Here is a 24,819-nt window from a genome sequence, read left to right as displayed (position 1 = left end):
ATCTTTTTTTGTACTAGGTCGATTACACCTACATCACCATAAAAAATAATACCCCCGGTTTTTCCATCCATTTAATTCGCAATCGCTTCAAGATCATAATCTCCATAGTCAGGGATTGGATCGATGAGAGCTACAATCAGTCTCGTAGTCGTGTGAGGGAGAATAGGAAGAATCAGTGCTGTTTTGCTTCAGATTTTGAGTCGGTTGGATCAACAGAAAGAAGGCGCAAATGAAACGCTTTCACATTTAGCGGATTCACGTCATTTGAGACACTCGGAGAAGAAGATGTAGTGGATTGAAAAGCATTTCAAATATGAGATCAAATTGGACCAGATGGCGGCAGATGTTCACCTGTCCAAATCGTATGCTTACCGTATTTTTCATCAAGAGACAGGTAGCAGCATTACGGATTACGTCACAGCTCGAAGGTTGAAGCAGGACTACTTACGCCTTGATATATAATAACATTTTCGGTGGAGGAGATTGGCAGACGTGCCAGATTTCCGAACGGATGTATTTCATCCAGTTATTTCGCAAATCTGCCGGGACGAGCCCGTTGTATTATCGGAAAAAGTTTGAACGGTGCAACAAGCATTATTTTAGTTTGCAAAATAATAGCGTTATTACGTCTCTATACACAATTAGTATTTACCGTTTGAAGTAAATAAATCCCGGCTGTGGATTGCACTAGCCAGTTGCTAAATGCGATACTCACCTCCGGGATTACACATCGGTAACCTTCAAGCTAAATAAACATTAAGGTTTTCCTCAAGCTGTTACAGCCACTTATCAGCCCAACGTTCCACGGCGCTTAGCGCTCTCCCCAGTTCCGTTCCTTTTCGTGACAACATATATTCAGTCCGAACTGGACGTTCCGTGACCACATGGCGAACCACAAGTCCTTCTTCCTCCAGTTCCTTCATTCGCTCATTTAACACACGTTTGCTCAAGTCAGGGATATAAGCGTGAATCTCACTGAAACGTTTGGGTTCCTCCATCAACGCATGGATAATGAGGGCTACCCATTTTCGGCCAATGATCTGATAAGATTGTTCCACTTTTGTGCATATTTGCTTGGCATTCTCATCATCGCTCATGATTGTACTCCTTTGATTTAGTATTGCTTGTAATATCATTAGTATACTTATTGTAACCTACTTGTCCACAGGCCATATGTGTAAAATGTCACATACCAATTGTTCTTAATGTTACCACATAAAGCGTTATCATCAAATAAAAACCCTATAAACACTGGAGTTCACAGGTTCGACACGATTATTGACGAATTGTGACGACAGGTGTAATATGGGTAACGTTAATTCAAATGGTTACAATTTATAACCTAAACACAGGTTGTGGAGAGAAGGAATGTTCCATGGTTGAATTCAGGCTTGTTATATAAACGGAGGCAAGGCGGGGAACACACCCACTTATTCCGTCTTTTGTCATGCTTGGATTTGAACATTTTGCAACATCATATACTATACTGCACAGATCACAGGAGGCACTCCAATGGATGCAATGACATTTGTCCTGTTCGGGGCAACAGGCGATTTAGCCAAACGCAAGATTTACCCTGCATTATATAACTTGTACATGGATCAGAAAATGCCGAAATCTTTCTCCGTTATCGGATTGGGACGACGTGAATTGTCGGATACGGACTTCCAAGCGAATGTTGAAAAGTCACTGCATGAATTCTCACGTCAGACGCCGGAAGAAGCATCTCAGGTTCGTGATTTCATTGGAGCTTTCCGTTATTGTTCTTTAAATAATACGAAGCTTGAAGATTACACCAAACTATTGGAACTGGTTCAACAGCGTGAACAAGAGCTTAACATTCCTGAAAACCGCATGTTCTACATGTCGGTGGCACCGGAATTCTTTGAGCCAATCGCATTAAACATTCAAGAAAGTGGCCTGGGTAACACCAAAGGCTGGAAGAAACTGATTATCGAAAAACCATTCGGACACGATCTGCAATCGGCTCGTGATCTGAACGAAAAACTGAGCAATACCTTTGCGGAAGAAGAAATCTATCGCATTGACCATTTCCTCGGTAAACCGATGGTTCAAAATATTGAGACGCTCACCTATGCAAATCCGGTGATTCAGGCGTTGTGGTCTAACCGTTATATTGCCAATGTACAGATCACGGCTAGTGAGACGGTGGGTGTTGAAGAACGTGCCGCGTATTACGACCAAAGTGGTGCTCTTCGTGACATGTTCCAAAACCATATGCTTCAGTTGCTGATGATGATTGGTTTGCATTTGCCAAAACGTTGCACACCGGAAGAAATTCAATTCAAAAAGCAAAAAATTGCTGAAGCACTTCGTCCGTTGACAATAGAAAATATCGCTTCTGAAGTTGTTCGTGCGCAATATGCAGCAGGTGAGCTGCAAGGTTCCTCGGTTGTTGGATATTTGGACGAGCCTGGCATTCCAGCCGGATCTCAGAACGAGACCTATGTTGCCGCAAGACTTTGGATCGATGATCCATTCTGGAGCGAGGTTCCATTTTATATCCGTACAGGTAAACGCCTGGCTGAGAAATCCACCCGAATCGTTGTTGAGTTCAAGGCACCACTGAAGACCGGTCATGAATCCGAAAATACAACGGAACCTAACCTGCTGACGATTGAAATTGGTCCGGGAGAAAGCATCTCGCTTCAATTAAATGCGAAGAATCCATTGAACCATGGTGAAGTGGAACCAATGCATATGACCTTCAACTCAGGTAAACGTAACATCCCTGAAGCTTACGAGAATCTGATCTTTGATGCGATGCGTGGAGATTCCACCTTCTTTGCACACTGGAACGAAGTGGAGCTGGCATGGCAATGGGTACAACCGATTCAGGAAGCATTCGAAGCGGGCAGCGTGCCACTGGATACGTACAGCGCAGGTTCGCATGGACCAGAGTCAGCAGATCGTCTGACCGCAGCAGACGGCTACCGTTGGTGGTAAGTGAAACGAAAAAGTGAGCATAAGAGAACACAACAGTAAAAACAACAGTTCAATCCGTTCTGCTCACAAATAATCATTTGCACAAATCCAAACAAACCTTTTCAAGTCAACAGGATATAGAACGAAATGTTTTATTCCCCTAGAGCTTGTACTCAGGAGCAAGTTGGATCGAATGTGCAAAATGCTGATATATACAGTATCTATTGTGAATTATACCGTTCCAATTTTGCATAAGCCCTTCCGGTTATATTTGTCGGAAGGCCGTGAAAATTTTTGAATATAGATTAGCTGTTCAGTTTTGAAAATGGTTGGCTTGAACGCTGAGAATGTAGTGTAGGGGACGAAATCGATTCTGTAGAAGCATAGCGTTCGCCTTTATCCCCGGATTTTCTCCTATATAGGAGATTCAAAAAATCTGGGGATAACAGCGATCAAAAGAACGATTCGTGACCGGAACGGTTACTTCGCCAAACGTTAAGCACTTATTTTTAATTTTGAACGCAAATAAAAATTAAACATTGTTCATAACAGGAGGATTTTGAAATGAAACTTGGACTTGTCGGATTAGGAAAAATGGGATTGAACCTGGGTAGAAACCTGATTGATCACAAACACGAAGTGGTTGCTTTTGACCTGAACGCTGAAGCAGTAAATGAAATGAAAGAATACGGCGCTGAAGGCGTATCTTCATACGCAGAGATGGTGGCTTCACTCGAATCCCCACGTGTATTGTGGATCATGGTCCCTCACAACGTGGTAGATGCTGTGCTGGCTGAAGTGAGCCCATTGTTGTCCAAAGGCGACATCATTATTGAAGCGGGTAACTCCCACTACAAAGAATCCATCCGTCGCTACGAAGAGATGAAACCTAAAGGCATTCACTACATGGATGCAGGTACATCTGGCGGTATGGAAGGCGCACGTAATGGCGCATGTTATATGATCGGTGGAGACCCGGAAGCTTGGGCAATCGTTGAACCGGCATTCAAAGATACTTCCGTGGAGAATGGCTACCTGTATGCTGGTAAAGCGGGCAGCGGTCACTTCCTCAAAATGGTTCACAATGGTATCGAGTACGGTATGATGGCATCCATCGGTGAAGGTTTTGACGTATTGGAGAAGAGTGGATTTGATTTCGACTTCGAACAAGTGGCTCGCGTATGGAACAACGGTTCCGTTATCCGCTCTTGGTTGATGGAGCTGACAGAACGTGCCTTCTCCAAGGATGCAAACCTCGACGAAATTAAAGGTGTAATGCACTCTTCCGGCGAAGGACGCTGGACGGTAGAAACGGCATTTGACCTTCAAACCGCTACACCGGTTATCGCTTTGTCCTTGTTAATGCGTTACCGTTCCCTGGAAACAGACACATTCACAGGTAAAGTGGTAGCAGCATTGCGTAATGAATTTGGCGGTCACGCTGTAGAGAAAAATTAATTTTATATATAACTGTTAACATATGATGAACATCGGGTAATGACTTATATCGTGTTTACGAATTCATCAAGTGGAGGGAACATATCATGAAATTTTTCTTGGATACAGGGAATGTGGAAGAAATCAAACGGATCGAACGTCTGGGTCTGGTGGATGGAGTCACGACTAACCCGTCTTTGATTGCCAAAGAAGGTCGCGTATTTAAAGAAGTCATTCAGGAGATCTGTGGCGTTGTTAAAGGCCCGGTCAGTGCTGAAGTCATCGGTCTCAAAGCCGAGGATATGTTGAAGGAAGCTTATGAAATTGCAGAATGGGCACCGAATGTAGTCATTAAATTGCCGATGACCGAAGATGGGCTGTACGCTTGTCATGAGTTGACGCAAAAAGGGATTAAGACCAATGTTACGCTGATTTTCTCTGCAGCACAGGGCCTGATGGCGGCGAAAGCCGGTGCAACCTACATCAGTCCATTCGTTGGTCGCTTGGATGATATTGCGGTGGATGGTATGAAATTGATTCGTGATCTGCGTCTTATTCTGGACATGTATGATCTGCCTTCCGAGATTATCGCAGCAAGCATTCGCAATATCAAACATGTAGAGGATGCAGCCCTTTCCGGTGCGCATATCGCCACCATTCCGGGTTCGCTTTTGCCGACACTTTGGAAACACCCACTGACGGACAGCGGGATTGAACGTTTCCTGAAAGACTGGGAATCTGTTCCGAAATAAAAGGATAGACATGGCCTGAATCTTTGGGTGGTCTGAACATAAAACCTTTCGCCTTGCAGAGTAATCTGCGGGTGAAAGGTTTTTTTATCTCTTTTTATGTAGTTTCCGATTCGAGGTTAGTTTAGCCAATGAGGAGTGCTTGTCCCTTTCATGTTGTTGTTACTTTTTATCCAGTGTCCATGTGCTGTCCTTCTTTTTCGGGACAACGGTGCATAAGGTTAACATATAGCCTATAGCTCATCCCGTAGGGGAGGGACACTTCGATGATGAGAAGAAAATGGCGAAGCCGGAGACGCCGTAAGCCGCCAAGCGGCAAACGCAAAATGTGGTTGATCATTTTATTGGTCACCGCGTTTTGTTTGATGCAGGGCTTTGCTTATGTGGATAAAAAGATGAAGCCCCCCATCATGCACTTGGCCAAGATCAGAGTGAAGCAGATTGCGACTGAAGCGATCAACAAGGCGATTACAGCACAGGTTGCAGATGGCAAAACCAACGAAGGACTGATTGACTGGAAGACGGATACCGCCGGGAAAGTGTCCGGTTTCATGCTGAACTACAATGAGCATATGCGAATCACCGCAAGTACGATGAATATTGTGCAATCCACGCTGCAGAATGTACACATGTTAAAAGAAAAAATCCCGCTGGGGCAGGCGCTGGGCAGTCCGGTGTTGGCTTCATTTGGCCCGAGTATACCGGTTCGTATTGAGCCCCAAGGCGCTGTCAAAGTGGATCTGAACACCCGTCAGCAGAATGCGGGTATTAACATGATTTTGGTGGAAGTGTACATTCACATTATTGCTGAGGTCGCGGTCGTGGTGCCCTTCGACATGGAACCCGAAACGGTTGATACGGAAATCCCGATTTCCTACCTTTTGGTTGTCGGGGATGTGCCAATGTATTATTACGATAATCAGGGCAAGCCAGTGGGCAGTAACGGTAGTAATGCCCCAGCTATTGCGCTGCCATCAGGTCATACGGGTGTATCAAGCGGTAATGGAGTAACTACGAATCCCCCTAGCCAGAACCAGCAACAGACGCCGTCAGACCATTTGCAAGGGAATGAACTTGAAGAAATTGAGCCGGATGATCTGCCTGATGTGAATGGGGGATTACAGCTCAATAAGGACGCGCACCCATGATACACACAAATTTGAATTACTAAGCATTCGAAAAAGGGGCCTCTATTAAAGAGGTCCCTTTTTCGAATACTTATCGTGCATATCCTCGTCTCACTTACTTTTCTTGTTCTTTTGTTTGCGTTCATCCTGTTCCCAATGTTTCAGTTGTGGATAAGGATCGAACGACCATTCGTGCAGTCCGCTGTCCCGGTAGATACCATAGTGCAGATGCGGAGGAAATTTGCCCTGTGTTCCAGGTTTCCCGTAACCCGAACTGCCAACCCAACCTACAACCTGACCGGGGATCACAACTTCACCGATGCGTGCACTTTTGTCAAAACCCGAAAGATGGGCGTAATAGTGATAATGGTTGTTCAAATCCCGAATTCCGATGCGCCAGCCGCCAAACGGGTTCCAGCCTTTGATCTCCACGACACCGTAACAGGTACTGCGTACAGGCAGGCCATGCGGAGCGAAAATATCTGTTCCCTCATGAATACGATAACCGCCCCAGCTTCTTTTTGTCCCCCAGGTACTGCGATAGGAGTAGTTGGTTCCGAGTGGGACCGGAAAGGCATGTCCGAATAGATCCAGATTGTCAAAATGCTCATATAACTTCGCGAATTGCTGTATCCGCTGCACAGCACGGGAGTTGTGATAATATTCCCACAAGGCAATGTTGAAGTCCTCTTGTTTGTTCCCGTAACCTTGAATAACAGAAGCCATGCTGTACAACACATCCTGATCATTGTTGGCATCCGCTATACCGTCTCCTGAACCATCCCGTCCATATCCTTTGAAAAAAAGAATGGATTCCGGATGTTGATCCGTCTCATCGGGATTTAGCCATCCTCTCCAGGCCGGAGGGGTCATGAAGATACCCGTAAGCCGCTCCGGATGCTTGCGATCCTTTGGGTGTGCACGAGTAATCGTACGTTCATACTGATCAATGGCGGCAAGCCTGTACCAGGGAATCTGGGTCATCTGACCAATGGTTTCATATAAATGGCGACGTGCAGCGAAAATTTCTGCGGGTTTTAACTCGGCAGCCTGTGGTTTGGGAGCGGCCTGGGCGGGTTCACCGTAAACTTCAACAGGCAAGAATGGGAGAAGCAGAGTACCTGCAAGTAATGTTTTGATCCAAAAGCGGTACGTGTGCCTGAAGGTCAAGCGTTGTTGCACTGGGATGCAGCCCCTTTCCATTAGAATGATACAAGGTACCCGATGAACCAAGCTAAAGGTTAGCGTTCTTCAAAAGTTCTCATTTTATCCATGTAAGCTCTTGGGGGGGAATCCAATTATACAAATTGTCCATATCGGGCATGAATGCACAAGATGTGACAAATGGGGGTTTTTCCAGCGCTTTCATGGTATAATATGTTCCGAGCAACAGCCTAACTTCAGTAGAAAGAAGGTTTATGCATTGGCTAAACGTGTTAAAGAACCGAAGCCGGATTGGATTCGGATCAAATTGACAACCGGCGATAACTATCAGGAAATGAAAACGATGATGCGTTCCAAAACGCTGCATACGGTATGTGAGGAAGCACGGTGTCCGAATATTTATGAATGCTGGGCCAATCGAACGGCCACTTTTATGATTTTGGGCGACATTTGCACAAGGGCATGCCGTTTTTGCGCGGTGAATACAGGCTTGCCAACGGAGCTTGATTTGCAGGAACCAGAACGTGTGGCGGAAGCAGCAGAGCAGATGAATCTGCAACACTGCGTAATTACAAGTGTAGCCCGTGATGACCTGAAGGATGGGGGAGCTACGATTTTTGCAGAGACCGTGAAGGCCGTAAGACGACGGTTGCCATTGTGCAGCGTTGAAGTACTCATTCCAGACTTTCTGGGCGATCGGGAATCTTTGCAGATTGTAATGGATGCCAAACCGGACATTCTGAATCACAATATTGAGACGGTTGAGCGGTTGTCAGACAAAGTGCGTGCCAAGGCAAAATATAAACGTTCACTGGAATTGCTTGCTCGTGCCAAAGAAATGCAACCTAACATCCCTACGAAATCAAGCATCATGCTTGGTGTAGGTGAGGAATATAATGAAATTTTATCAACAATGGATGATCTTCGTGCGGTGAACTGTGATATTATGACGATTGGTCAATATTTGCAGCCATCGGAGAAACATCTGTATGTTGAAAAGTATTATCCGCCAGAGGAGTTTGCTGCATTGAAACAGGAAGGATTAAAACGTGGGTTCAGCCACGTCGAATCCGGCCCGATGGTACGCAGCTCCTACCATGCGCATGAACAGGTGAAATCGGCTACCAAACATGCTGAACAGGCGGCAACACACGCGTGATGGAGGATACCGGATTGGAAGAAGAAAAAATCACAGAACAGATTCAGGACCAACTTCAGGAGCAGATCCAGGAGCCGGTTCAGGAATCAGTTGTTGAATCAGTTGAGGAAAAGCCCAAAGAACCGGTCATTGTACAGATCGGCGGCAAAAATTATGAAATCGTCCAGAACCACAAAGAGGGCTGGAATCCAGAGGTCTTCCGTGATCGTTACAGTGAAGTGCTGGAGCGTTATGATTATATTATCGGGGACTGGGGTTATAGCCAGCTGAGGTTAAAAGGGTTTTACCGTGATAACCATCCAAAAGCGACAAAGGATTCCACAATCGCCAGTATGGTGGATTATATCAATGAATATTGTAACTTTGGCTGTGCGTACTTTGTGCTTCAGAAGAGCAAGGATCAACCTCAAGCCAAAGCAAAAAGCGGTTCCTGAGAAGGACCGCTTTTTTGGTGTGTTATTTTAGTCAAGAAATGCCGTGCGAACCCGGTTCCAGAATGGATAAGGGCGAAAACGTGCAAAACTGACCTTGTGACTGGATACCTGACAACGGACGGAGATCAGATCCTCCACCATCACATTCACATGATCAATCGTCATCAATAACCGCTGATCCTTGCGGGAGAAAATATCACAATGATGATGCTTGGGCAAAATAACCGGTGAACCAAGTGTACGATAGACCCGGTTATTAATCGATGCAATCTCCGCAATCTGAATCGCCTCGATGGTTGGATGAACCATGGCACCGCCAAGGGCCTTGTTGTATGCCGTGCTGCCTGATGGCGTGGATACACAGATGCCATCCCCACGGAACATCTCAAATGTCACATCGTTAATATCGACCTGGGCTACGACGGTACCGTCTACACCTTTTAACGTAAATTCATTAAGGGCGATGTAAGAGGAATTCCCCGACTTTTTACGAATCTCAAGCTCCAAGAGTGGGTATTGTACAATACGTGGTTTGAGACGCTCCGGATCTCCCTTGCCACTCATCAGCCTGACTAACTCGCGTAATTCTTCCTTCTTCCAATCGGCGTAAAAGCCGAGATGGCCTGTATGAACCCCAACAAAAGCAATATCCGGAATGCGGTCGATGAAATTGTGAAATGCTTGTAGCATCGTACCATCGCCCCCGATGGAGATAACAATCTCCGGCGATTCTGCATCCAGCTTGAACCCTTCTTCCTTCGCCAGCGCGTGAAACTGCTGACTGAGATCAATCGATAACTGGTCTCCGCGGTCTTGAACATAGTATCTCAAGATGAAAGCTCCTTTGTGGTCATTATACTACCGATGATAATCAATTCCGCGGAAGAACACAACGTTTGGGCGCATATTCAGTTAAATATAGATGAATCGTTCACTTATTTTTTGGCATGTCGTCTAGGCTTGAGAATGGAACTTAATATTGCAAGGAATAACAACAACACGATGAGGCTTACAAAAACAATCATTCCGGATAAGAAAATCAGTCCCCAGTCCGGTGTATACGTTGATAACGATGGGATGAAACCGGGCTCCATGAGAACGGGTGAAGAGGAACGCCCCATCATGGGTGTCCATAACAGCAGGACCAGCACAGGTGCGATTAGCGCATGGATTGCTCTGGCAAATAGAAATGGACCGTATCTCATGGGTGTGTTGCTAAGAACACTCATAATCTGTGCATGGACGGATAATCCACCCCAAGAGAGAACAAAGGCTGCTGCTGCTACTTTATAGACGAGTGGGATGGATGCCCCGGCACTCCCAGCCTCTTTGTTCCCCAGCGTTACTTCAAACAGCCCACCGACCAAGCTAGGAGATAAGGATGGAGGCAGTCCGCTATGTCGTAACAATTGCTCGGTTATCCCGTATAATCCGCCAAGCCAACCGGTCTGGACAAGTAGCTCCATCATGACCGAGAAGAATACAACCAGCCCTCCTACGATAATAATAAGGCGAAGGGATGAGGAGACTGCCTGGCGCAGCAGTTCACCGAATGCACGTCCGTCAGCTTTTCTTGCTTCATGCATCGCATAGATGGCCCGGACCAGTCTGTTTCTAGGTATCCCCTCCGATGGAGATCCAGAAGAACTGTCTGGGTGTGAGCCTTTTGCTGTACCCCCGTGAAAACGCATGAGCATACCCACCAGAAAAGCTGCAGCGTAATGGCTCGCAACCAATACTGGAGCAATGGCGACATTATGGAAGAACCCAACCGATACCGCTCCAATCATGAAGATCGGATCGGATGATGTAGTGAAGGCAACGAGCCGTTCTCCTTCTTCCCGGGTAACCAGCTTTTGTTCCCATAACTGAGCGGTCAGTTTCGCCCCTGTAGGATAACCGGATGCACAGCTCACGGCAAATACAAAACCACCGCTTCCGGGAACACGAAACAATGGACGCATCAGTGGATTCAGCAAGGTACCTAGAAAATGAACAATGCCAAAGCCGAGCAGCAGCTCGGACAGCACCAAAAAAGGAAAAAGGGAGGGAAACAATACGTCCCACCAGATGGACAGTCCGCGTACACCTGCATGCCAGGTTTCCGCTGGATACAAGACCATTAACACACAAAGGGTCAGGAGAGCGAGTGTGACCAGGACATGGGTGAGTCGTTGTGAAGCAGCCATGAATTCTTCTCCTTTATTTTTGGAATGGTCGGTGTGCGGAAGTCTGTGGTGTTATTGCCATCAATATATGAAAAAAAGTGGACAAACAGTACAAAATTATACGTAGAAAGCGCTTGCAAAAGTGGCTGTGTTTTTGAGTGATGTGTGCTAAAATGAGAAAAACGCCTGAACGTCACCTAATTGTCTCCAAGGTGGAATTCAATTCGGATGGAGTGATGATCATGAGTCTTGTCACCGGAATCCTGGTCTGTGCTTTTGTATATGTGATACGTGCCTCGCTGGTACGCTCTGAGGAAGAGGACTGGCGGAGTTATTAATGAAATATCTAGTGCGCCAACCCAAGCGGTTGGCGCTTTTTTTGTGTTACATTTTGAATAAGGTCCTATACACAGATGGCAGGTTACATGTCCTGATGATTTCATGTTATATAGGACTTTTTGGTTTTTTTTGATAGAATGGAGATAAAGGCTTTTGTGGCCTGGATATTGTTACTGTTTTCACAATGTTCACGGAACGTGTAATATATGGCAAAATTCGACATCAGAAAGGGGAATCAGACGAATGAATCCCAGTTTGAGTATTTATGACAATCTTGGCGGTGAGAAAGGTGTTCGCGCATTGGTCGAGGCTTTCTATCCGATCGTTCAGCAGAATGAGCAGCTGGCTCCGCTTTTCCCGGAAGATATTCAGCCGGTCATCGACAAGCAGTATATGTTTTTGTCTCAGTTTTTTGGAGGACCAGGGCTGTTTTCCGAGGCGTTTGGACATCCGATGATGCGTGCCCGTCATATGCATTTTGAAGTGACGGTTGAACGGGCTGAGGCTTGGCTTGCATGTATGGATCAAGCCTTAACACAGATTGGTGTGGAGGAGCCCTTGCATTCGTTTATCCTGCAGCGTTTATCCGGGCCTGCACATCATTTTGTGAATACACCGTAGATCCGAATATGATTACAAGCGTACGGGAGAGGGATGGAATAGATTGGAATTAGAGCCGCTGTATAAGGTGAAAGTGACCTGCCATTATTGCGAAACCGAGTATGAAACCTCACGGGTAAGACCGAGTTTGAAAAGGCCCTACCGGACGGATTCGGATTTTTGTGCTTACTACAAGCTGGAGAATCCAGATTTTTATGTGGTTCGCATCTGTCCGCAGTGCGGGTTTGCCACGACGGAGAACGCAACGGAGCATCTAAATGATGCTCAGCGCAAGGCTTTTAAGGAACAGATCGGTAACCGCTGGGTTAAACGTGATTATAGCGGAGCACGAACACTGGAACAGGCGCTGGCAACGTACAAGCTTGCCTTGCTGTGCGCACAGGTTATCCGGGAGAAAGATCGTGTCGTCGCTGGTCTGTTGCATCATATAGCTTGGTTGTATCGTTATATGGAGGACCATGCACAGGAACATCGTTTTCTTGAATTTAGCCTGGAAGCCTATGTGAAGGTGTTCGAACGTGAAGGAACGGGTGGCAATGAAGCCAAACTGTTGTATTTGCTCGGGGAATTGAACCGCAGGGTAGGACGGTTTAATGAAGCAGTGCAATGGTTCAGCAAGGTCATTCATGACAAGCGGATCACAGATGCGGCCATGATTCGTGCTTCAAGGGAACAGTGGGCCGTGCTGCGTGAGCAGATGATTTCAAGTAAGTTGGAACTCCCTGAAGAGATGCTGGAAACAGACAAAGAGGCTGCAAAGCGCAGCCCCCTCTAGGTTGATCTTACATTAGTTACGGACAGGACGGCTGGATAACAAATAGTCACTGTCGTTGTCGATCACGGTCATGCTTGTATTACAGCAGGGAAAGACCAGTAATTTCTTTTTGCCTTCGCGAATGAGCACAAGCTCTTTGGGTTTGAGGGGGAGCAGCACGTTGCTTGCGTGACAGTAGGGACATTGCTGTACATAGATGTCTCCCATCACAATATCGTAAGGCCAGCTGTTCTCAAACGGAATCATTCTTGTTCGCCTTCTGGTGCGGAAGGTTTGGAGGTTTCTTGTTTGGCGAGTTCCGCAATCTTCTGCATCAGGATATGTTGGGGCATGTGCATCAGGTGCTCCAAAGGTACGCCCAGGGATTCTGCTAATTTGACGGCTGTATCAGCCGATACTTGTAAAGGTTTCATACGTTTACCTCCTGAAAGTTACTATAAATACATGTTCAAAAAGTCTGGTTTTCAGTACCGAGAAGATGGAATGAAGCTAGAAATGGAGTAGCGGAGCGTAGGCAAACTACGTGAGCAACGGACATTTCGGCTGAATTTCATATTCGATGCTGATGATGCCGTTAGGCATGATTCGTAATCAAAAGTGGGCTTTTTGAACAACCTCTGTAGCTATTTCTCTAGTATAGAGATATGGCTCACAGAAAACCAGTTTTTAATTCAAATCCTAACCATCCAATTTATAGAGAGAGGTGCCTTATTAAATGAAAACGCCATTACACCCCGTATGGGACCTGGAGTCCATTTTTAGTGGAGGTTCTTCCTCCGAGACATTTGCTGCGTATCTGATTGAACTGGAAGAGGATGTACGTAAACTTCAACATCTGTTGAACGAAACAGCTGCACCGACTTCATTAGAAGAGACGGCTGCATTTGATCCCATTTTGGAACTGCTGCAAAGCTGCTATGTCCGCATATCGGAAGGATCTGCGTTTGTATCCTGCCTCTCATCGCAAAACCAGAAGGACAAAAAGGCAACGCAGCTTCAGGGCGCCATCAGTTCTATTGCAGCGATGCTGAACGGCAGCAAATCGAAGTTTGATAATACACTCAGTCAGACATCGGATTTGGTGTGGGACGCTTGGATTGCTCGGGAAGATATCCAGCCGCTGGCATTTGTATTGAACGAGAGTCGCACGCTGGCTCGTGAGAAGCTGTCGCCTGAACTGGAAGGTCTTGCTCTGGATCTGGGTGTGGATGGTTACCATGGTTGGGGCAAATTCTACAACACGATTGTCAGCAAGGTGAACATTCCATTTGAGCAAGATGGGGAAACGGTGATGCTCTCCGCAGGACAGGCTGCCAACAAGCTGAGTGATAGTGATCGGAATGTACGCGAGACGGTATTCGCAGACTGGGAGCAGGCTTGGACCGATGTCGAAGATTTCTGTGCTGACACGCTGAATCACCTCGCGGGATTCCGTTTAAAGTTATATGAGAAACGTGGCTGGGATGATATCCTCAAAGAACCTCTGGCCATCAACCGGATGTCACGTCAGACACTGGATACGATGTGGGATGTGATTAACGGTGCCAAACCTGCGCTTGTTCAATATCTGGAGCGCAAGGCAGAACTGCTGGGGGTAGACAAGCTCAGCTGGAGCGACGTAGATGCACCTGTAGGTAAATCGAGTGGCAAAATCACTTACGATGAGGCAGCCATCAATATTGTTGAACAGTTTGCCAAGTTCAGTCCTAAACTTTCCTCGTTTGCAGAGATGGCTTTTGAGAAACGCTGGATCGAAGCAGAAGACCGTCCTGGCAAGCGTCCAGGTGGATTCTGTACGTCTTTGCCACTTAGCAAAGCAACCCGAATTTTCATGACCTTCTCTGGGACACCATCTAATGTGTCGACTCTTGCGCATGAACTTGGTCATGGATATCATCAACACATTATGGAAGAGCTGCCTGCCTTGAATCAACGTTATGCGATGAATGTGGCTGAGACAGCGTCCACATTTGCTGAACTGATTGTAGCAGATGCCCTGGTGCAGGCGGCAACAGATGAGCAAGAGAAGCTGGCTTTGCTGGAAGACAAGATACAGCGAAGTGTGGCTTTCTTTATGAACATCCATGCCCGTTTCCTGTTTGAGAATCGTTTCTATGAACAACGCAAAAAAGGCTTGGTCAACGCGGATGAATTATCCAAATTAATGGTGGAGGCCCAGCAGGAAGCGTTCTGCGGTGTGCTTGCATCAGATCATCCTCATTTCTGGGCATCCAAACTGCATTTCTATCTGACGGGTGTGCCATTCTATAATTTCCCATACACGTTCGGTTATATGTTCAGTGCGGGAATCTATGCAAGAGCGCAGCAGGAAGGTACAGCATTTGCAGATAAATACGATGATTTGTTGCGGGATACAGGGCGTATGACGGTCGAAGAACTTGCTCAGAAACATCTGGGTACGGACCTGACACAACCGGAATTCTGGCAAAATGCTGCGGACTTGGTTATTGCCGATATTGAGCAGTTTCTGCAGATGACAGCAACCGAAAAATAAGTTGAATATAATAGGTTGAATATATATGAAAAGGCTGCAAATCCGTGTTAACAGACACAGGATTGCAGCCTTTTTTTGTACAGAATCCTCATTTTTGATTATCGAAGATTTTGTCGTAATTAATTGAAAAAGCTCAGTTTAAGGGAGTGGAATGGCAATTAATTGTGCAATTCATAGTTAGAAATACCCAACTTTGCCGTTCTTTGTTGAATGAGCACATATGATGTCATATAATGAGTCGTAAGTCCTTGCTGTATAGGACTATAAGCATATAAGGAGAGTGTTAATATGAAAATTGATGAGCTTTCATTAGCGAGACAGTTGGATCTGGTATTCAAAGAACTTGATCATGAGTTGTCAGGGTTAGATTCAGGGGTAGTTTTTGTGCAAATACGAAACAACGTAATTGGGAAATTCGGTATTCGACATAATCCGATAGCTGGACGAGATGGGCAGATGGATATGGAGGAAGGGGGGCTAAACGAAACCCAGAGAACTTCTTTCCGGGCAATGGCACTGGAGACGTTGAAATTCAAACGTAATTGGACACATGGCGAAATATCGTACGACTTCACAGTAAGACAAGGTATGATTTTGGTAGATGCAACAATGGAGTCTAATTACAATATGGCGAGCCTGATGATTCGTTACCCTAGAACCAATACATACAAGGATTCAGATATGGAGTCGAGCTCATAATTCGTTGCACAAGAGAAAGCGGCACTTCCGAAGAAGGCCGCTTTTACTTTTGGATTCTGCTTAGGCTCAAGCAATAATTACGAGCTTACGAACGACCCGATAATTGCTGCTCAGCGATTTGCACCAGACGTTTAGTGATGTATCCACCCAGAGAACCTGTCTCACGGGAAGTATAGTTACCGTAGTAACCATCTTGTGGAATAGTTACACCCAGCTCTTGAGCAGCTTCAATTTTCAATTGTTGCAATGCTGCTGTTGCTTGGGGAACGACCAGGTTGTTGGAGCGGCTACCGCTACCTTGGTTTTGACTTCCGTACATATGTGTCACCTCCTTATGGGTTGGTGATGTTAGTATGGTTAGAGAATACGGAAATATACATGATATGGCGTAAGGGAAAATATGGATAACTATCAGTGCACAGGACACATAAAAAAGCCGACCCAATGCGGGTCGGCAAGTTGTATTCGGATATCAAAATATAGGGTGATATACGTAAAAGCAAAATAGAGCATGATCAGCTCGCTTAGTCTGTAGGAGGTATAACCTCAATACGTGTAAATAACTCAACAGGCTGTTCCGGTTCCAAGCGAATCAACCCGGTTTGTTCATCCGATAAAGCCAAATTAGGTGCATCCGGGAGCCAAGTGTACGGTTCAATGCACAAGAACTGATCGGATTCACCTTTGGTAAAGAGAACCCAATGTTTGAAAAATGCTTCATCTGCTGAATATTTCAATGTATATCCATCTTGCCTACGTAAGTAAGCCGTAGCCGGTTCACCTTCGGTAGCTTTCAACAGGGTATCCCAGTTACGTCCCTGCAAATTGATGCCTTCGTTCAGAGCAGACCATTCACCCAGGGACTCCAGTTCACCTGTCGGTAGTTGTTCTTCATTCTGTCCGTATATTCCGGAAACAGGCAGTTGCAGTGTCCAGTCGGCAGGTTTGCCGTCTAACAAAAACCATGTATGATATCCCATCCCAAAAGGAGCAGGCGTTGAGCTCAGATTGGTCACTCTCAGACGCTGGCTAAATACAGCGTTTTGCAGACTGAACGTCATCTCAAGTTTTAGGGGAATCGGGAATTGGGCCATCCAATGCTCTTCATTTTCGGTCAGTAATTCAGTCGTAATTGCACAGCCGTCTTCATCTTCCTCAATGTCACTGACACACCAGGATTGGGTACGGTGGAGACCGTGAATATGGTTGTCATTCGCCGTGTTCTGATCAAACTGGTAACGAACGCCTTCATATTCGAATTGTCCACGATGAATGCGCCCTGGTGGAATCAGGAGAGGAACGCCAAAATGGTACGGCTTCTGCAGATAAAAGGCAAGATCGTCTTCATCCGGACGGCGGACGACATCTCTGTCCTGCACTAAATCGCGAATCGAAATAATATTATTTCCAAGACGCGGCAGCAGGGTGATTTCCAATTCACGGCTATGTAGGATATACGTGTCGTAACCATTCCATTGGCCTTTGGTCACTTGTTTCATATCGATGCTCCTTTTCCCACTTGAAATCTGTCTGCAAGCAGTTGTGATGAAGCTACTGCTGCAGGCGTGTCGTTGTGTACATGCCAGCGATTTCCTGCGCTATTTCGTGTGAAGCAGGCAACAGGATAAGCAATTCCATCATAACAGATTTTGATGTCTCGGGTAAAAAAGTTCAACTCATTTTGACATTCACGCCTGTGCGCATTAAGATGGAACTCTAAAAGCATTTATTAGAATTAAATGACATGAAATCGATGACAGGGATAAGTAGGCCAAGAGAATCCTCTCCAGAAAGCCGGTGGTTGATGTGAACCGGTGTGAGCTCTTTACCGAATGGACCCTTGAGTGTAGGTTTGAACAGGTTAAGCCAGAGATGGGCTTGCCCCACTAGAGTCTGCCGTATAATCCACGTTACGGAACAATGAAGGCATTTCTTCGGCTTGACTTGATTCAGGGTCAGGAGCAATCGAAGAAAAGCGAATAAGGGTGGCACCACGGTCTCACGTCCCTTGCGGATGTGGGGCCTTTTTGCGTTCGCAGAGAATGGCAGGAGTTTTTTTATATACAATCAGGGAGGCGTTATGTGTAATGAAAACAGTACTTTCAGGTATTCAGCCAAGCGGTAAGCTCACATTGGGCAACTATATTGGTGCAATCAAAAATTTTGTAAAACTTCAGCATGACTATCAATGTCATTTCATGGTGGTTGATCTTCATGCGATCACCGTGGCTCAGGAGCCAGCAGCATTGCGTGAACAGTCGGAAGCGGTAGCTGCGCTGTTTATTGCAGCAGGCATTGATCCGTCGAAATCTAACGTATTTCTGCAATCCCATGTACCGCAGCACGCGGAATTGGGCTGGTTGATGACAACGCTGACCTCCATGGGTGAGCTTGAACGCATGACTCAGTTTAAGGATAAATCATCCGGTAAAGATTCGGTTGGTGCCGGACTGTTTGTGTATCCATCATTAATGGCGGCTGATATTTTGTTATACAATGCTGACCTTGTACCAGTAGGTGAAGATCAGAAGCAGCATCTGGAACTGACACGTGATCTGGCAGGACGTTTTAACCACCGTTATGGGGAGTACTTCACCATTCCAGATCCGTATATCCCGCAGGTGGGTGCACGGGTAATGTCACTTGATGATGCCTCTTCGAAAATGAGCAAAAGTAACCCTAACGCTGGCAGCTATATTGCCCTGCTGGATCCGCCGGATGTTATTCGCAAAAAAATCAGTCGTGCTACTACAGATTCGGGACGTGAAGTCGTATATGATCCGGCAAACAAACCGGAAGTCAGCAATCTGATGAGTATTTATGCTGAATGTGCAGGTATGACGCTTAAGGAAGTAGCTGAGCGTTATGAAGGCAAGATGTATGGTCCGTTCAAAAAGGAACTGGCTGAAGTGGTTGTATCTGTGATTGAACCGCTGCAACAACGATATAATGAGATTCGTGAGTCTGGCGAATTGGCGGATGTTCTGGATACGTCAGCCCGTCGTGCAGAAGAAGTTGCTGCTCAAACGTTGGATGCAGTTAAAGAACGTATGGGATTTGTTCCGAGACGTAAACAGTAGTCCTGAACAAAGATCTTCATTTCATGCAATGAATAGTTAACATAAATAAAGAGGAGCCCTATTGAAGGACTCCTCTTTATTCATGTGTTCATTATTGAACTATCAAATGACCTGCTCAAGAAGTGGGCTCTGAAGCAGCCGAGCGAACTTCCTGACGTTCTTTTTTGGCGCGAATCACAAATCCCCAGCCAATGTTGGCAATGGACAGGACAAACAGTAGTGCAGCAAACCAACCGGAGTAGGAGATCATAATTGCTGAAACCGTTAACAAGATAATCGAAGAGAATGCGAACCATAAAGACAAGCCTTTACTCATTGGGAAAAACCTCCATCTACAAATTTAGTAAAACTCCGTATAACCTGTAGCCTACGAGCCATAATAATCTTGCAAGCTTGCAATTACATTACAGACACAGATTGAAGGGAGATTATAAATATGGCTCAAGGATCTCGTTCTAACAACTTGGTGGTACCTCAGGCAAATTCAGCACTGCAACAATTGAAAATCGAGGCTGCACAGGAACTGGGTGTAACTATCCCACAAGACGGTTACTATGGTAACTACACTTCCCGTGAAACAGGATCTTTGGGTGGATATATCACCAAACGTCTGGTACAAATCGCTGAGCAGTCTCTGGCTGGGTCTGGCAAATAATTTATTTTAACCAACAGCAACAAAACAGGATAAACGGAAAGCCCGGAGCGGAAACGCTCCGGGCTTTCTCGCGTATCAGTTCCTATGTCTGATTGTGCCTTGCCATGCTCACTTCGTCAAGGGCGTGCAGATAAAAGTTTTTTATCCATTTTCTCATCGCTTAACCAGCCTACATACGTATCAATCGTCTCAAAATTCCGATCCATCACAATCACAGCGACAAATGGATATTGTTTCCGGTGTCGATAACGTACATCTGCCCAGCGGACCTTGTAACCAGCAGGCAGTTCTTCAACCTCTGCCACCGCATAGGAGGTGAAATAGAGGAAGGCACTGACTTCCGGCGATTTGCGTGAAGCAGCAACGGCCGCGTGAGTAGAAGACGAGGCGTGCAGACTCCATACCAGATTAGAACCATCCATTTTACCGATCACATAACTGCCGTCCTCAACTCGTTTAACCACATGCCAGCGGTTCCAGGATATCGTTGGAATGACGATGTATCTTGCCTGCTCTGGGCTGTTGTCGAGACGTCTAACTTTTCTGACTGCTTGTGCACGAGCAATCGTTCGCCATATATAATATAAACCGGTCAAACTATACAACGTAACGAAGAGTGGTGCAGGGGCGATCAGATCAAAGGCCCATAACAGGATAGCTATGACATGTGTAGTGAATAGAAACGGATCAAAAATATGAATGATGTTCCAGGCGATCCAGCGTTCCGTAAAAGGCCGGGCGGCTTGGGTTCCATAGGTGTTGAACAGATCGGTGAATACGTGAAAGCCTACGGCCACAGCGGTCCAGGTGGCAACGTGTCCAATAGGGACACCAGGGAATATCAGTGCAATGACGCCGGTGATGAGCAAAACCCATAACAGGAGAAATGGCAGAGAGTGTGACAAGCCCCGATGATTCCGAATGTAAAGCGAGTTGCTTTTGAGACGTAACGCAGTATCAATGTCCGGGGCCTGGGAACCGGCGATCGTGCCAACCATTACCGCAGCTGCAAGCATGGGACTCGCCGCGACGACAGGATCGACATAAGCCAGACCGGCTAGACCAATCCCCATGACAAAATGTGTAGAGGTATCCATAAACGTCTCCTTTGTGTGGTATATCGTTCTAAGGCATATTACTTCTCTATCTAGGTGATACCCATATATAGTGTATAATATCCGTTTGTCAGGATGCAAAACATCCCTAATTTCAAAGTTATGACAATTTTCTGTGCCATACCCAATAAATGTACGTAGTTTGTCAAACTATTTTGACATTTCCTATGATAAACTTTATATCGGATACAGTGAGAAAATCGCCAGAGAACGTACGATACTATTCGAATGATATACAACGCTAAAATAATTTATGGGCATTGTTCCTTTAAACCGTTACAATAATATAGAATCTCATAAAAAGTAGGTTTCTTTGAATACATATGTCACAGTAGATGGATAAAGCGAAACAAACGTGATTTTGGATTCACATATGTATGCGTATTCATAAGAGGAGATACAGAAGGGACGAGGAAGATGCTGAAAAAGTACAAATGGACATGGATGCTGCTCGGGCTAGCACTGATTATGGCTGTGTATCTGATGTGGGGCACTGTATTTGCCAGTAAGGAAAAATTACCAGAGATTCGTGAAATCCAATCCTTTTCTATGGAAAATGTAGATGGCAGTACAGTATCACTGGAGGATACGCAAGGGAAAGTCCGATTGTTCTACTTTTATTTCACCAGTTGTCCGGATGTCTGCCCTATTACGACCTTTACGTTATCCCAGGTGCAGGATCTGTTGAAAGAGGACGATACCTTTGGTAAAGATGTCTCATTTGTATCTATTTCATTCGACCCCAAAGTCGATACAAGAGAGAAGATTAAGACGTTTGCAGACCGTTTCCACGCGGATTATTCCGGATGGTACTTCTTGCGAGGGGATATGGACAAAACCAAACAGTTTGCCAAGGAATCATTCCAGATCCTGATCGATGGGGAGAGTAAGGACGATTTTGCCCATATGAATATGATTGGTCTGGTGGATGAGAACAACCAGCTGCGCAAGGTATATAATGCATTTAATACAGAGGACGTTGTGCCTGCTGTCATTGCCGAGGATATTCGCAATCTGATTAAGGAATAATCATCTGATCATCATACTGTAAAGGCAGCCTTCTGGTTGGATATCCAACCAAAGGCAGCCTTTTGGTATTTCATTTTAATAGGAAGGATGTTCAGGGTATTGGATGTATGTCTCTAACCCGGCCTTCTCCAGCTGGGCAATGATATACTCATCAGGTGTTCCTTCCACACCCGCATATCCTCGTCGTGTATACATCTGTACTGCATCCGGGAAAGCATCCCGAAGTACACCTCTAATTTTTTTGCCGGAACTGTCATTATCCATAAATAAAAAGACTTCATCATAACCGACCTGCTTGCGCAGAGTCTCCAGCTTGAGGGAATTAAGTGTTCCAAACGTACATAGAATGTTGATTTCGGGTCCAACCAGACGTTTCAGTTTGCTTCGGTCATTCTTACCTTCCACAATGACATGAATAGGCATGATATTCACCTCTTGTTCGAGAGCTTATGTCGACATTCCCCGGGAAATGTTGCAGCGAAAATCGACTGATTATATAAAATGGACTCCTTTCTTTACACGACTGCTAACTGGATAGAACAACACATCAAGTTTGAGGTCTTATTTCATAAATGCATCATTAGGTCAGTAATAGCTTTAGTGGCCGTTCCGGTTACGGATCGTTCTTCCGATCGCTGTTGTCTCCATATATTTCTGATTTGCTTTTATAAAGTTAATATTTGGAGACAAAGGCGAACGCTATCGCTTCTTCAAAATCGATTCCGTCCCCTTCACTACTTTTGGCTAATTGTTCAACCTTAATGATCTTCAATAAGATAAAACCTTCGGTGATTGTAAAAGATAGATTTCCCAGTTAGCTTTTATTAACGTGTAAAACGTTAGTCCATTTTATATAGTTTAGCTGTAAATGGGGGAATGATGCAAAGCTAATGAAAATACTGGCCTAATTGATGCCATTACGGTAAGGACACAGAGTCTGATCGGAATTTAATTCAATATACTTTTCGGATCGGACAGGGGAGCTTCGCGTCTGGATGTATAGTATGGAAGCAGTAGCATACCAATCATTAACAAAAGAAACGCGATGAAATAGGGTGATAACCCGACACGAAGTTGCCCGGCTGTGATGGGGCCGATGAAAGAGCCGATGGAGGTGGCAATGGATTGCAACGAGAAAATGCGGCCCAACTTGCTTCCTCCGCTCAGACGGATAAATAGGGTTGCCATAGCTGGAAAGATGATGCCTTTGGACATCCCAAGTACAAATAATACAGTAGACAACGGAACTTGCGGAATGGCTGCCATCACAAAAAAACACAAGGACATTAACAGCACGCCCGCAACCAGACGCAGCTTGGGGGAATACCGGTTGAGAAATAACATGCTGAGGGTGAAGAGTGCCCCAATACTTATTATAGAGAACAGCAGTCCGGTAGACATGATGGACGATTGTCCTCCGCCCCGCAGGGGTAATTCGAAGAAGAGAATCCCTTGGGCACAGGCAATCACCAGAGGCAAGGCAAAGTATCGCCAGGACACCGGCAGGAATGCACTTGTGGCATCTGCTGGTGAAGCGTCAGGTTTAGCAGGTTCAGTTACTCTCTCCTGCTGTTTGACGATACCACGGGGCATGGTCATGAAAGCAATGACACCTGTGAGAATAAGCAGATAGCCCAAACCTGAGAATGTAGCCGAGAATCCCATGGAACCCACAATGATCGCACCGGCTGCTGGCGATACAACAGAAGCGAGGGTATGTACTACCCCGTGCCCCGACATATACTTCCCTTGTTTCACCGGATCGCTGGATAACTGTGCTAGCAGGGCGAGACAAGCAGGAGACAGGAAGGCCAGTACAAAACCGCTGATGGAACGCAGCGCCAGCAGTTGCCATGGTGTTTGGACATAGGCTTGCAGGAGCAGGATGAATCCTGCACCGAGCAGACTGAATACAATGTAGCGGCGACTGCCATGTTTATCGATTTGTGTTCCAGCAATCAGATTGCCAGGAAGATGTGTTAAGGAATAGATGCCCATCATCCAGCCAATGAAAGTAGGGGCGGCTCCCAGCGAGATGGCAAAAGGAGTCAGAATGGGATACTGGGCGTGCAAATCAAATACGGCAAGGAACAAAAACAGGTATAGCCAGATGGCCGTTTTCACATAAGCCCCTCCTTGTTAAGCGATGCATGTTCAAACTACAGGTCTTGAACGTGTTCCCCGTTCGCCCGGCAGAACCTCATGGTACTACTTGTACGCCCGGCGGGACGAACTTAGACCGTTTATTTTTAAGGGAGAGGGCTTAGCTGACAGCAGCTTCGGAAATCATGTATAATATTCGGGAGTGTTACGAATGAATTCTAATACGGAAGGTGTAGTCATGAACATAGAAGTAATCAAAGAGTTTGTGATGCAGAACTGGCTGGTGATCGTGGTTGCATTGATCATATTGTTCTTTGTTCTGAATGTGGTCAAAACCGTATTGAAATGGGCGATTGCCATCATCATTATTGCGGCTCTACTGATATACAGCGGCATCTCCATTGATCAGATCAAACAGACAGTGACAGACGTACAATCCAGCACGATGGACACATTGAAGAAGGAAGCAACCAGCATGATGCTGAAGGAGGCTTCCAAAGCGAAATACGTCAAAGGACAGGATGGAGCGTTCACCATCACAAGTCCCAATGTGGAGATTAAGGGCAGAACTCAATCGGATAAAGTTGATGTGACCTTCCGCGGAATTTCACTTGGCGAATGGAAACTCGACAATGAAACTATACGTACGTTTGTCGAACAGGCACAGGAGAACAAAACAGCACCAGCATCGTAGTAAAGGGGGA

27 protein-coding genes and 1 other annotated feature are annotated in these 24,819 nt (G+C 45.8%); of the genes, 15 read left to right on the top strand and 12 right to left on the bottom strand.

Translation table 11 applies throughout. The annotated features are described in order from the left end of the window. Positions 1 to 776: 776 nt before the first annotated feature. On the bottom strand, positions 777 to 1,097 hold the full coding sequence (locus tag NSQ20_RS26565; RefSeq protein WP_036605715.1) for a helix-turn-helix domain-containing protein: 321 nt from the start codon (positions 1,095 to 1,097) through the stop codon (positions 777 to 779). Between the two features lie 415 nt (positions 1,098 to 1,512). Between NSQ20_RS26565 and zwf the strand changes: the two genes are divergently transcribed. From zwf to yunB, 4 genes are all read left to right on the top strand, one after another. After that, the gene (gene zwf, locus NSQ20_RS26560; protein WP_076319836.1) at positions 1,513 to 2,967 is read left to right on the top strand and encodes a glucose-6-phosphate dehydrogenase; all 1,455 of its coding nucleotides are present in this window, start codon (positions 1,513 to 1,515) and stop codon (positions 2,965 to 2,967) included. A gap of 543 nt (positions 2,968 to 3,510) precedes the next feature. After that, on the top strand, positions 3,511 to 4,404 hold the full coding sequence (gnd, locus tag NSQ20_RS26555) for a phosphogluconate dehydrogenase (NAD(+)-dependent, decarboxylating) (protein ID WP_017692367.1): 894 nt from the start codon (positions 3,511 to 3,513) through the stop codon (positions 4,402 to 4,404). 86 nt (positions 4,405 to 4,490) lie between these two features. After that, positions 4,491 to 5,135, top strand: coding sequence for a fructose-6-phosphate aldolase (gene fsa / locus NSQ20_RS26550; RefSeq protein WP_036605718.1), 645 nt, complete (start codon positions 4,491 to 4,493; stop codon positions 5,133 to 5,135). A gap of 263 nt (positions 5,136 to 5,398) precedes the next feature. Continuing rightward, positions 5,399 to 6,280 (top strand): sporulation protein YunB, encoded by an 882-nt coding sequence (gene yunB, locus NSQ20_RS26545; RefSeq protein ID WP_051446910.1) that lies wholly within the window; start codon positions 5,399 to 5,401, stop codon positions 6,278 to 6,280. Between the two features lie 90 nt (positions 6,281 to 6,370). Here yunB and NSQ20_RS26540 read toward each other — a convergent pair whose 3' ends face one another. Next, a complete protein-coding gene (locus tag NSQ20_RS26540; RefSeq protein WP_076319835.1) occupies positions 6,371 to 7,441 on the bottom strand; it encodes a peptidoglycan DD-metalloendopeptidase family protein in 1,071 nt (356 codons plus the stop codon). A 241-nt stretch (positions 7,442 to 7,682) separates the two neighbouring features. On the opposite strand from NSQ20_RS26540, the gene lipA reads away from it, so the two are divergent. After that, on the top strand, positions 7,683 to 8,582 hold the full coding sequence (gene lipA, locus NSQ20_RS26535) for a lipoyl synthase (RefSeq protein ID WP_017692371.1): 900 nt from the start codon (positions 7,683 to 7,685) through the stop codon (positions 8,580 to 8,582). A gap of 14 nt (positions 8,583 to 8,596) precedes the next feature. After that, complete coding sequence (locus NSQ20_RS26530; RefSeq protein WP_235200693.1) at positions 8,597 to 9,016, top strand: YutD-like domain-containing protein; 420 nt, start codon at positions 8,597 to 8,599, stop codon at positions 9,014 to 9,016. 27 nt (positions 9,017 to 9,043) lie between these two features. Here NSQ20_RS26530 and NSQ20_RS26525 read toward each other — a convergent pair whose 3' ends face one another. Continuing rightward, positions 9,044 to 9,847: an NAD kinase gene (locus NSQ20_RS26525; protein ID WP_036673293.1), complete on the bottom strand. Its 804-nt coding sequence runs from the start codon at positions 9,845 to 9,847 to the stop codon at positions 9,044 to 9,046. Between the two features lie 104 nt (positions 9,848 to 9,951). Next, complete coding sequence (ylbJ, locus tag NSQ20_RS26520) at positions 9,952 to 11,205, bottom strand: sporulation integral membrane protein YlbJ (protein ID WP_076319834.1); 1,254 nt, start codon at positions 11,203 to 11,205, stop codon at positions 9,952 to 9,954. Positions 11,206 to 11,357: 152 nt separating this feature from the next. On the opposite strand from ylbJ, the gene NSQ20_RS26515 reads away from it, so the two are divergent. The 3 genes from NSQ20_RS26515 to NSQ20_RS26505 all read left to right on the top strand — a co-directional run bounded on the left by NSQ20_RS26515 (position 11,358) and on the right by NSQ20_RS26505 (position 12,919). After that, the gene (locus NSQ20_RS26515) at positions 11,358 to 11,522 is read left to right on the top strand and encodes a hypothetical protein (protein WP_155984997.1); all 165 of its coding nucleotides are present in this window, start codon (positions 11,358 to 11,360) and stop codon (positions 11,520 to 11,522) included. Between the two features lie 244 nt (positions 11,523 to 11,766). After that, complete coding sequence (locus NSQ20_RS26510; RefSeq protein WP_036605723.1) at positions 11,767 to 12,144, top strand: globin; 378 nt, start codon at positions 11,767 to 11,769, stop codon at positions 12,142 to 12,144. Between the two features lie 43 nt (positions 12,145 to 12,187). Further along, a complete protein-coding gene (locus NSQ20_RS26505; RefSeq protein ID WP_036605724.1) occupies positions 12,188 to 12,919 on the top strand; it encodes a DUF2225 domain-containing protein in 732 nt (243 codons plus the stop codon). Positions 12,920 to 12,931: 12 nt separating this feature from the next. On the opposite strand, the gene NSQ20_RS26500 is transcribed toward NSQ20_RS26505, so the two are convergent. Together NSQ20_RS26500 and NSQ20_RS26495 are read right to left on the bottom strand one after the other, a co-directional pair. After that, positions 12,932 to 13,165, bottom strand: coding sequence for a hypothetical protein (locus tag NSQ20_RS26500; protein ID WP_017692378.1), 234 nt, complete (start codon positions 13,163 to 13,165; stop codon positions 12,932 to 12,934). Further along, a complete protein-coding gene (locus NSQ20_RS26495; protein ID WP_074096390.1) occupies positions 13,162 to 13,332 on the bottom strand; it encodes a YycC family protein in 171 nt (56 codons plus the stop codon). Before NSQ20_RS26495 ends, NSQ20_RS26500 begins: the two co-directional genes overlap by 4 nt. Positions 13,333 to 13,634: 302 nt before the next feature. On the opposite strand from NSQ20_RS26495, the gene NSQ20_RS26490 reads away from it, so the two are divergent. Then, positions 13,635 to 15,434 (top strand): M3 family oligoendopeptidase, encoded by a 1,800-nt coding sequence (locus NSQ20_RS26490; RefSeq protein ID WP_340031214.1) that lies wholly within the window; start codon positions 13,635 to 13,637, stop codon positions 15,432 to 15,434. Positions 15,435 to 15,722: 288 nt separating this feature from the next. Beyond that, a complete protein-coding gene (locus NSQ20_RS26485) occupies positions 15,723 to 16,133 on the top strand; it encodes an O-methyltransferase (protein ID WP_076319832.1) in 411 nt (136 codons plus the stop codon). Positions 16,134 to 16,218: 85 nt separating this feature from the next. On the opposite strand, the gene NSQ20_RS26480 is transcribed toward NSQ20_RS26485, so the two are convergent. After that, the gene (locus tag NSQ20_RS26480) at positions 16,219 to 16,452 is read right to left on the bottom strand and encodes an alpha/beta-type small acid-soluble spore protein (protein ID WP_047841310.1); all 234 of its coding nucleotides are present in this window, start codon (positions 16,450 to 16,452) and stop codon (positions 16,219 to 16,221) included. A gap of 205 nt (positions 16,453 to 16,657) precedes the next feature. After that, entirely contained in the window at positions 16,658 to 17,632 is a 975-nt protein-coding gene (locus tag NSQ20_RS26475) for an aldose 1-epimerase (protein ID WP_036673298.1), read from the bottom strand. A gap of 245 nt (positions 17,633 to 17,877) precedes the next feature. Beyond that, positions 17,878 to 18,145, top strand: a binding site (T-box leader). 75 nt (positions 18,146 to 18,220) lie between these two features. Between NSQ20_RS26475 and trpS the strand changes: the two genes are divergently transcribed. Beyond that, positions 18,221 to 19,213 (top strand): tryptophan--tRNA ligase, encoded by a 993-nt coding sequence (gene trpS, locus NSQ20_RS26470; RefSeq protein WP_036605729.1) that lies wholly within the window; start codon positions 18,221 to 18,223, stop codon positions 19,211 to 19,213. Between the two features lie 115 nt (positions 19,214 to 19,328). On the opposite strand, the gene NSQ20_RS26465 is transcribed toward trpS, so the two are convergent. Next, positions 19,329 to 19,529 (bottom strand): hypothetical protein, encoded by a 201-nt coding sequence (locus NSQ20_RS26465; protein WP_017692385.1) that lies wholly within the window; start codon positions 19,527 to 19,529, stop codon positions 19,329 to 19,331. A 120-nt stretch (positions 19,530 to 19,649) separates the two neighbouring features. Here NSQ20_RS26465 and NSQ20_RS26460 point away from each other — a divergent pair, with 120 nt between their 5' ends. Next, positions 19,650 to 19,868, top strand: coding sequence for an alpha/beta-type small acid-soluble spore protein (locus tag NSQ20_RS26460; protein ID WP_017692386.1), 219 nt, complete (start codon positions 19,650 to 19,652; stop codon positions 19,866 to 19,868). A 116-nt stretch (positions 19,869 to 19,984) separates the two neighbouring features. On the opposite strand, the gene NSQ20_RS26455 is transcribed toward NSQ20_RS26460, so the two are convergent. Beyond that, positions 19,985 to 20,965, bottom strand: a complete 981-nt coding sequence (locus NSQ20_RS26455; protein WP_036605731.1) for a metal-dependent hydrolase — start codon at positions 20,963 to 20,965, stop codon at positions 19,985 to 19,987. A 435-nt stretch (positions 20,966 to 21,400) separates the two neighbouring features. On the opposite strand from NSQ20_RS26455, the gene NSQ20_RS26450 reads away from it, so the two are divergent. Continuing rightward, positions 21,401 to 22,012 (top strand): SCO family protein, encoded by a 612-nt coding sequence (locus NSQ20_RS26450; protein ID WP_340028396.1) that lies wholly within the window; start codon positions 21,401 to 21,403, stop codon positions 22,010 to 22,012. Between the two features lie 75 nt (positions 22,013 to 22,087). On the opposite strand, the gene NSQ20_RS26445 is transcribed toward NSQ20_RS26450, so the two are convergent. Both NSQ20_RS26445 and NSQ20_RS26440 read right to left on the bottom strand, forming a co-directional pair. Then, the gene (locus NSQ20_RS26445) at positions 22,088 to 22,435 is read right to left on the bottom strand and encodes a toprim domain-containing protein (RefSeq protein WP_036605733.1); all 348 of its coding nucleotides are present in this window, start codon (positions 22,433 to 22,435) and stop codon (positions 22,088 to 22,090) included. A gap of 525 nt (positions 22,436 to 22,960) precedes the next feature. Further along, positions 22,961 to 24,136: an MFS transporter gene (locus NSQ20_RS26440; protein WP_047841308.1), complete on the bottom strand. Its 1,176-nt coding sequence runs from the start codon at positions 24,134 to 24,136 to the stop codon at positions 22,961 to 22,963. 190 nt (positions 24,137 to 24,326) lie between these two features. On the opposite strand from NSQ20_RS26440, the gene NSQ20_RS26435 reads away from it, so the two are divergent. Further along, a complete protein-coding gene (locus NSQ20_RS26435) occupies positions 24,327 to 24,809 on the top strand; it encodes an ATPase (protein WP_174806458.1) in 483 nt (160 codons plus the stop codon). Positions 24,810 to 24,819: the final 10 nt, after the last annotated feature.

It is taken from the genome of Paenibacillus sp. FSL K6-1122, assembly GCF_037977015.1.
Classification (GTDB): domain Bacteria; phylum Bacillota; class Bacilli; order Paenibacillales; family Paenibacillaceae; genus Paenibacillus; species Paenibacillus amylolyticus.
Note: the sequence above shows the minus strand (reverse complement) of the source record. Positions and strands in the feature narration are given on the sequence as shown.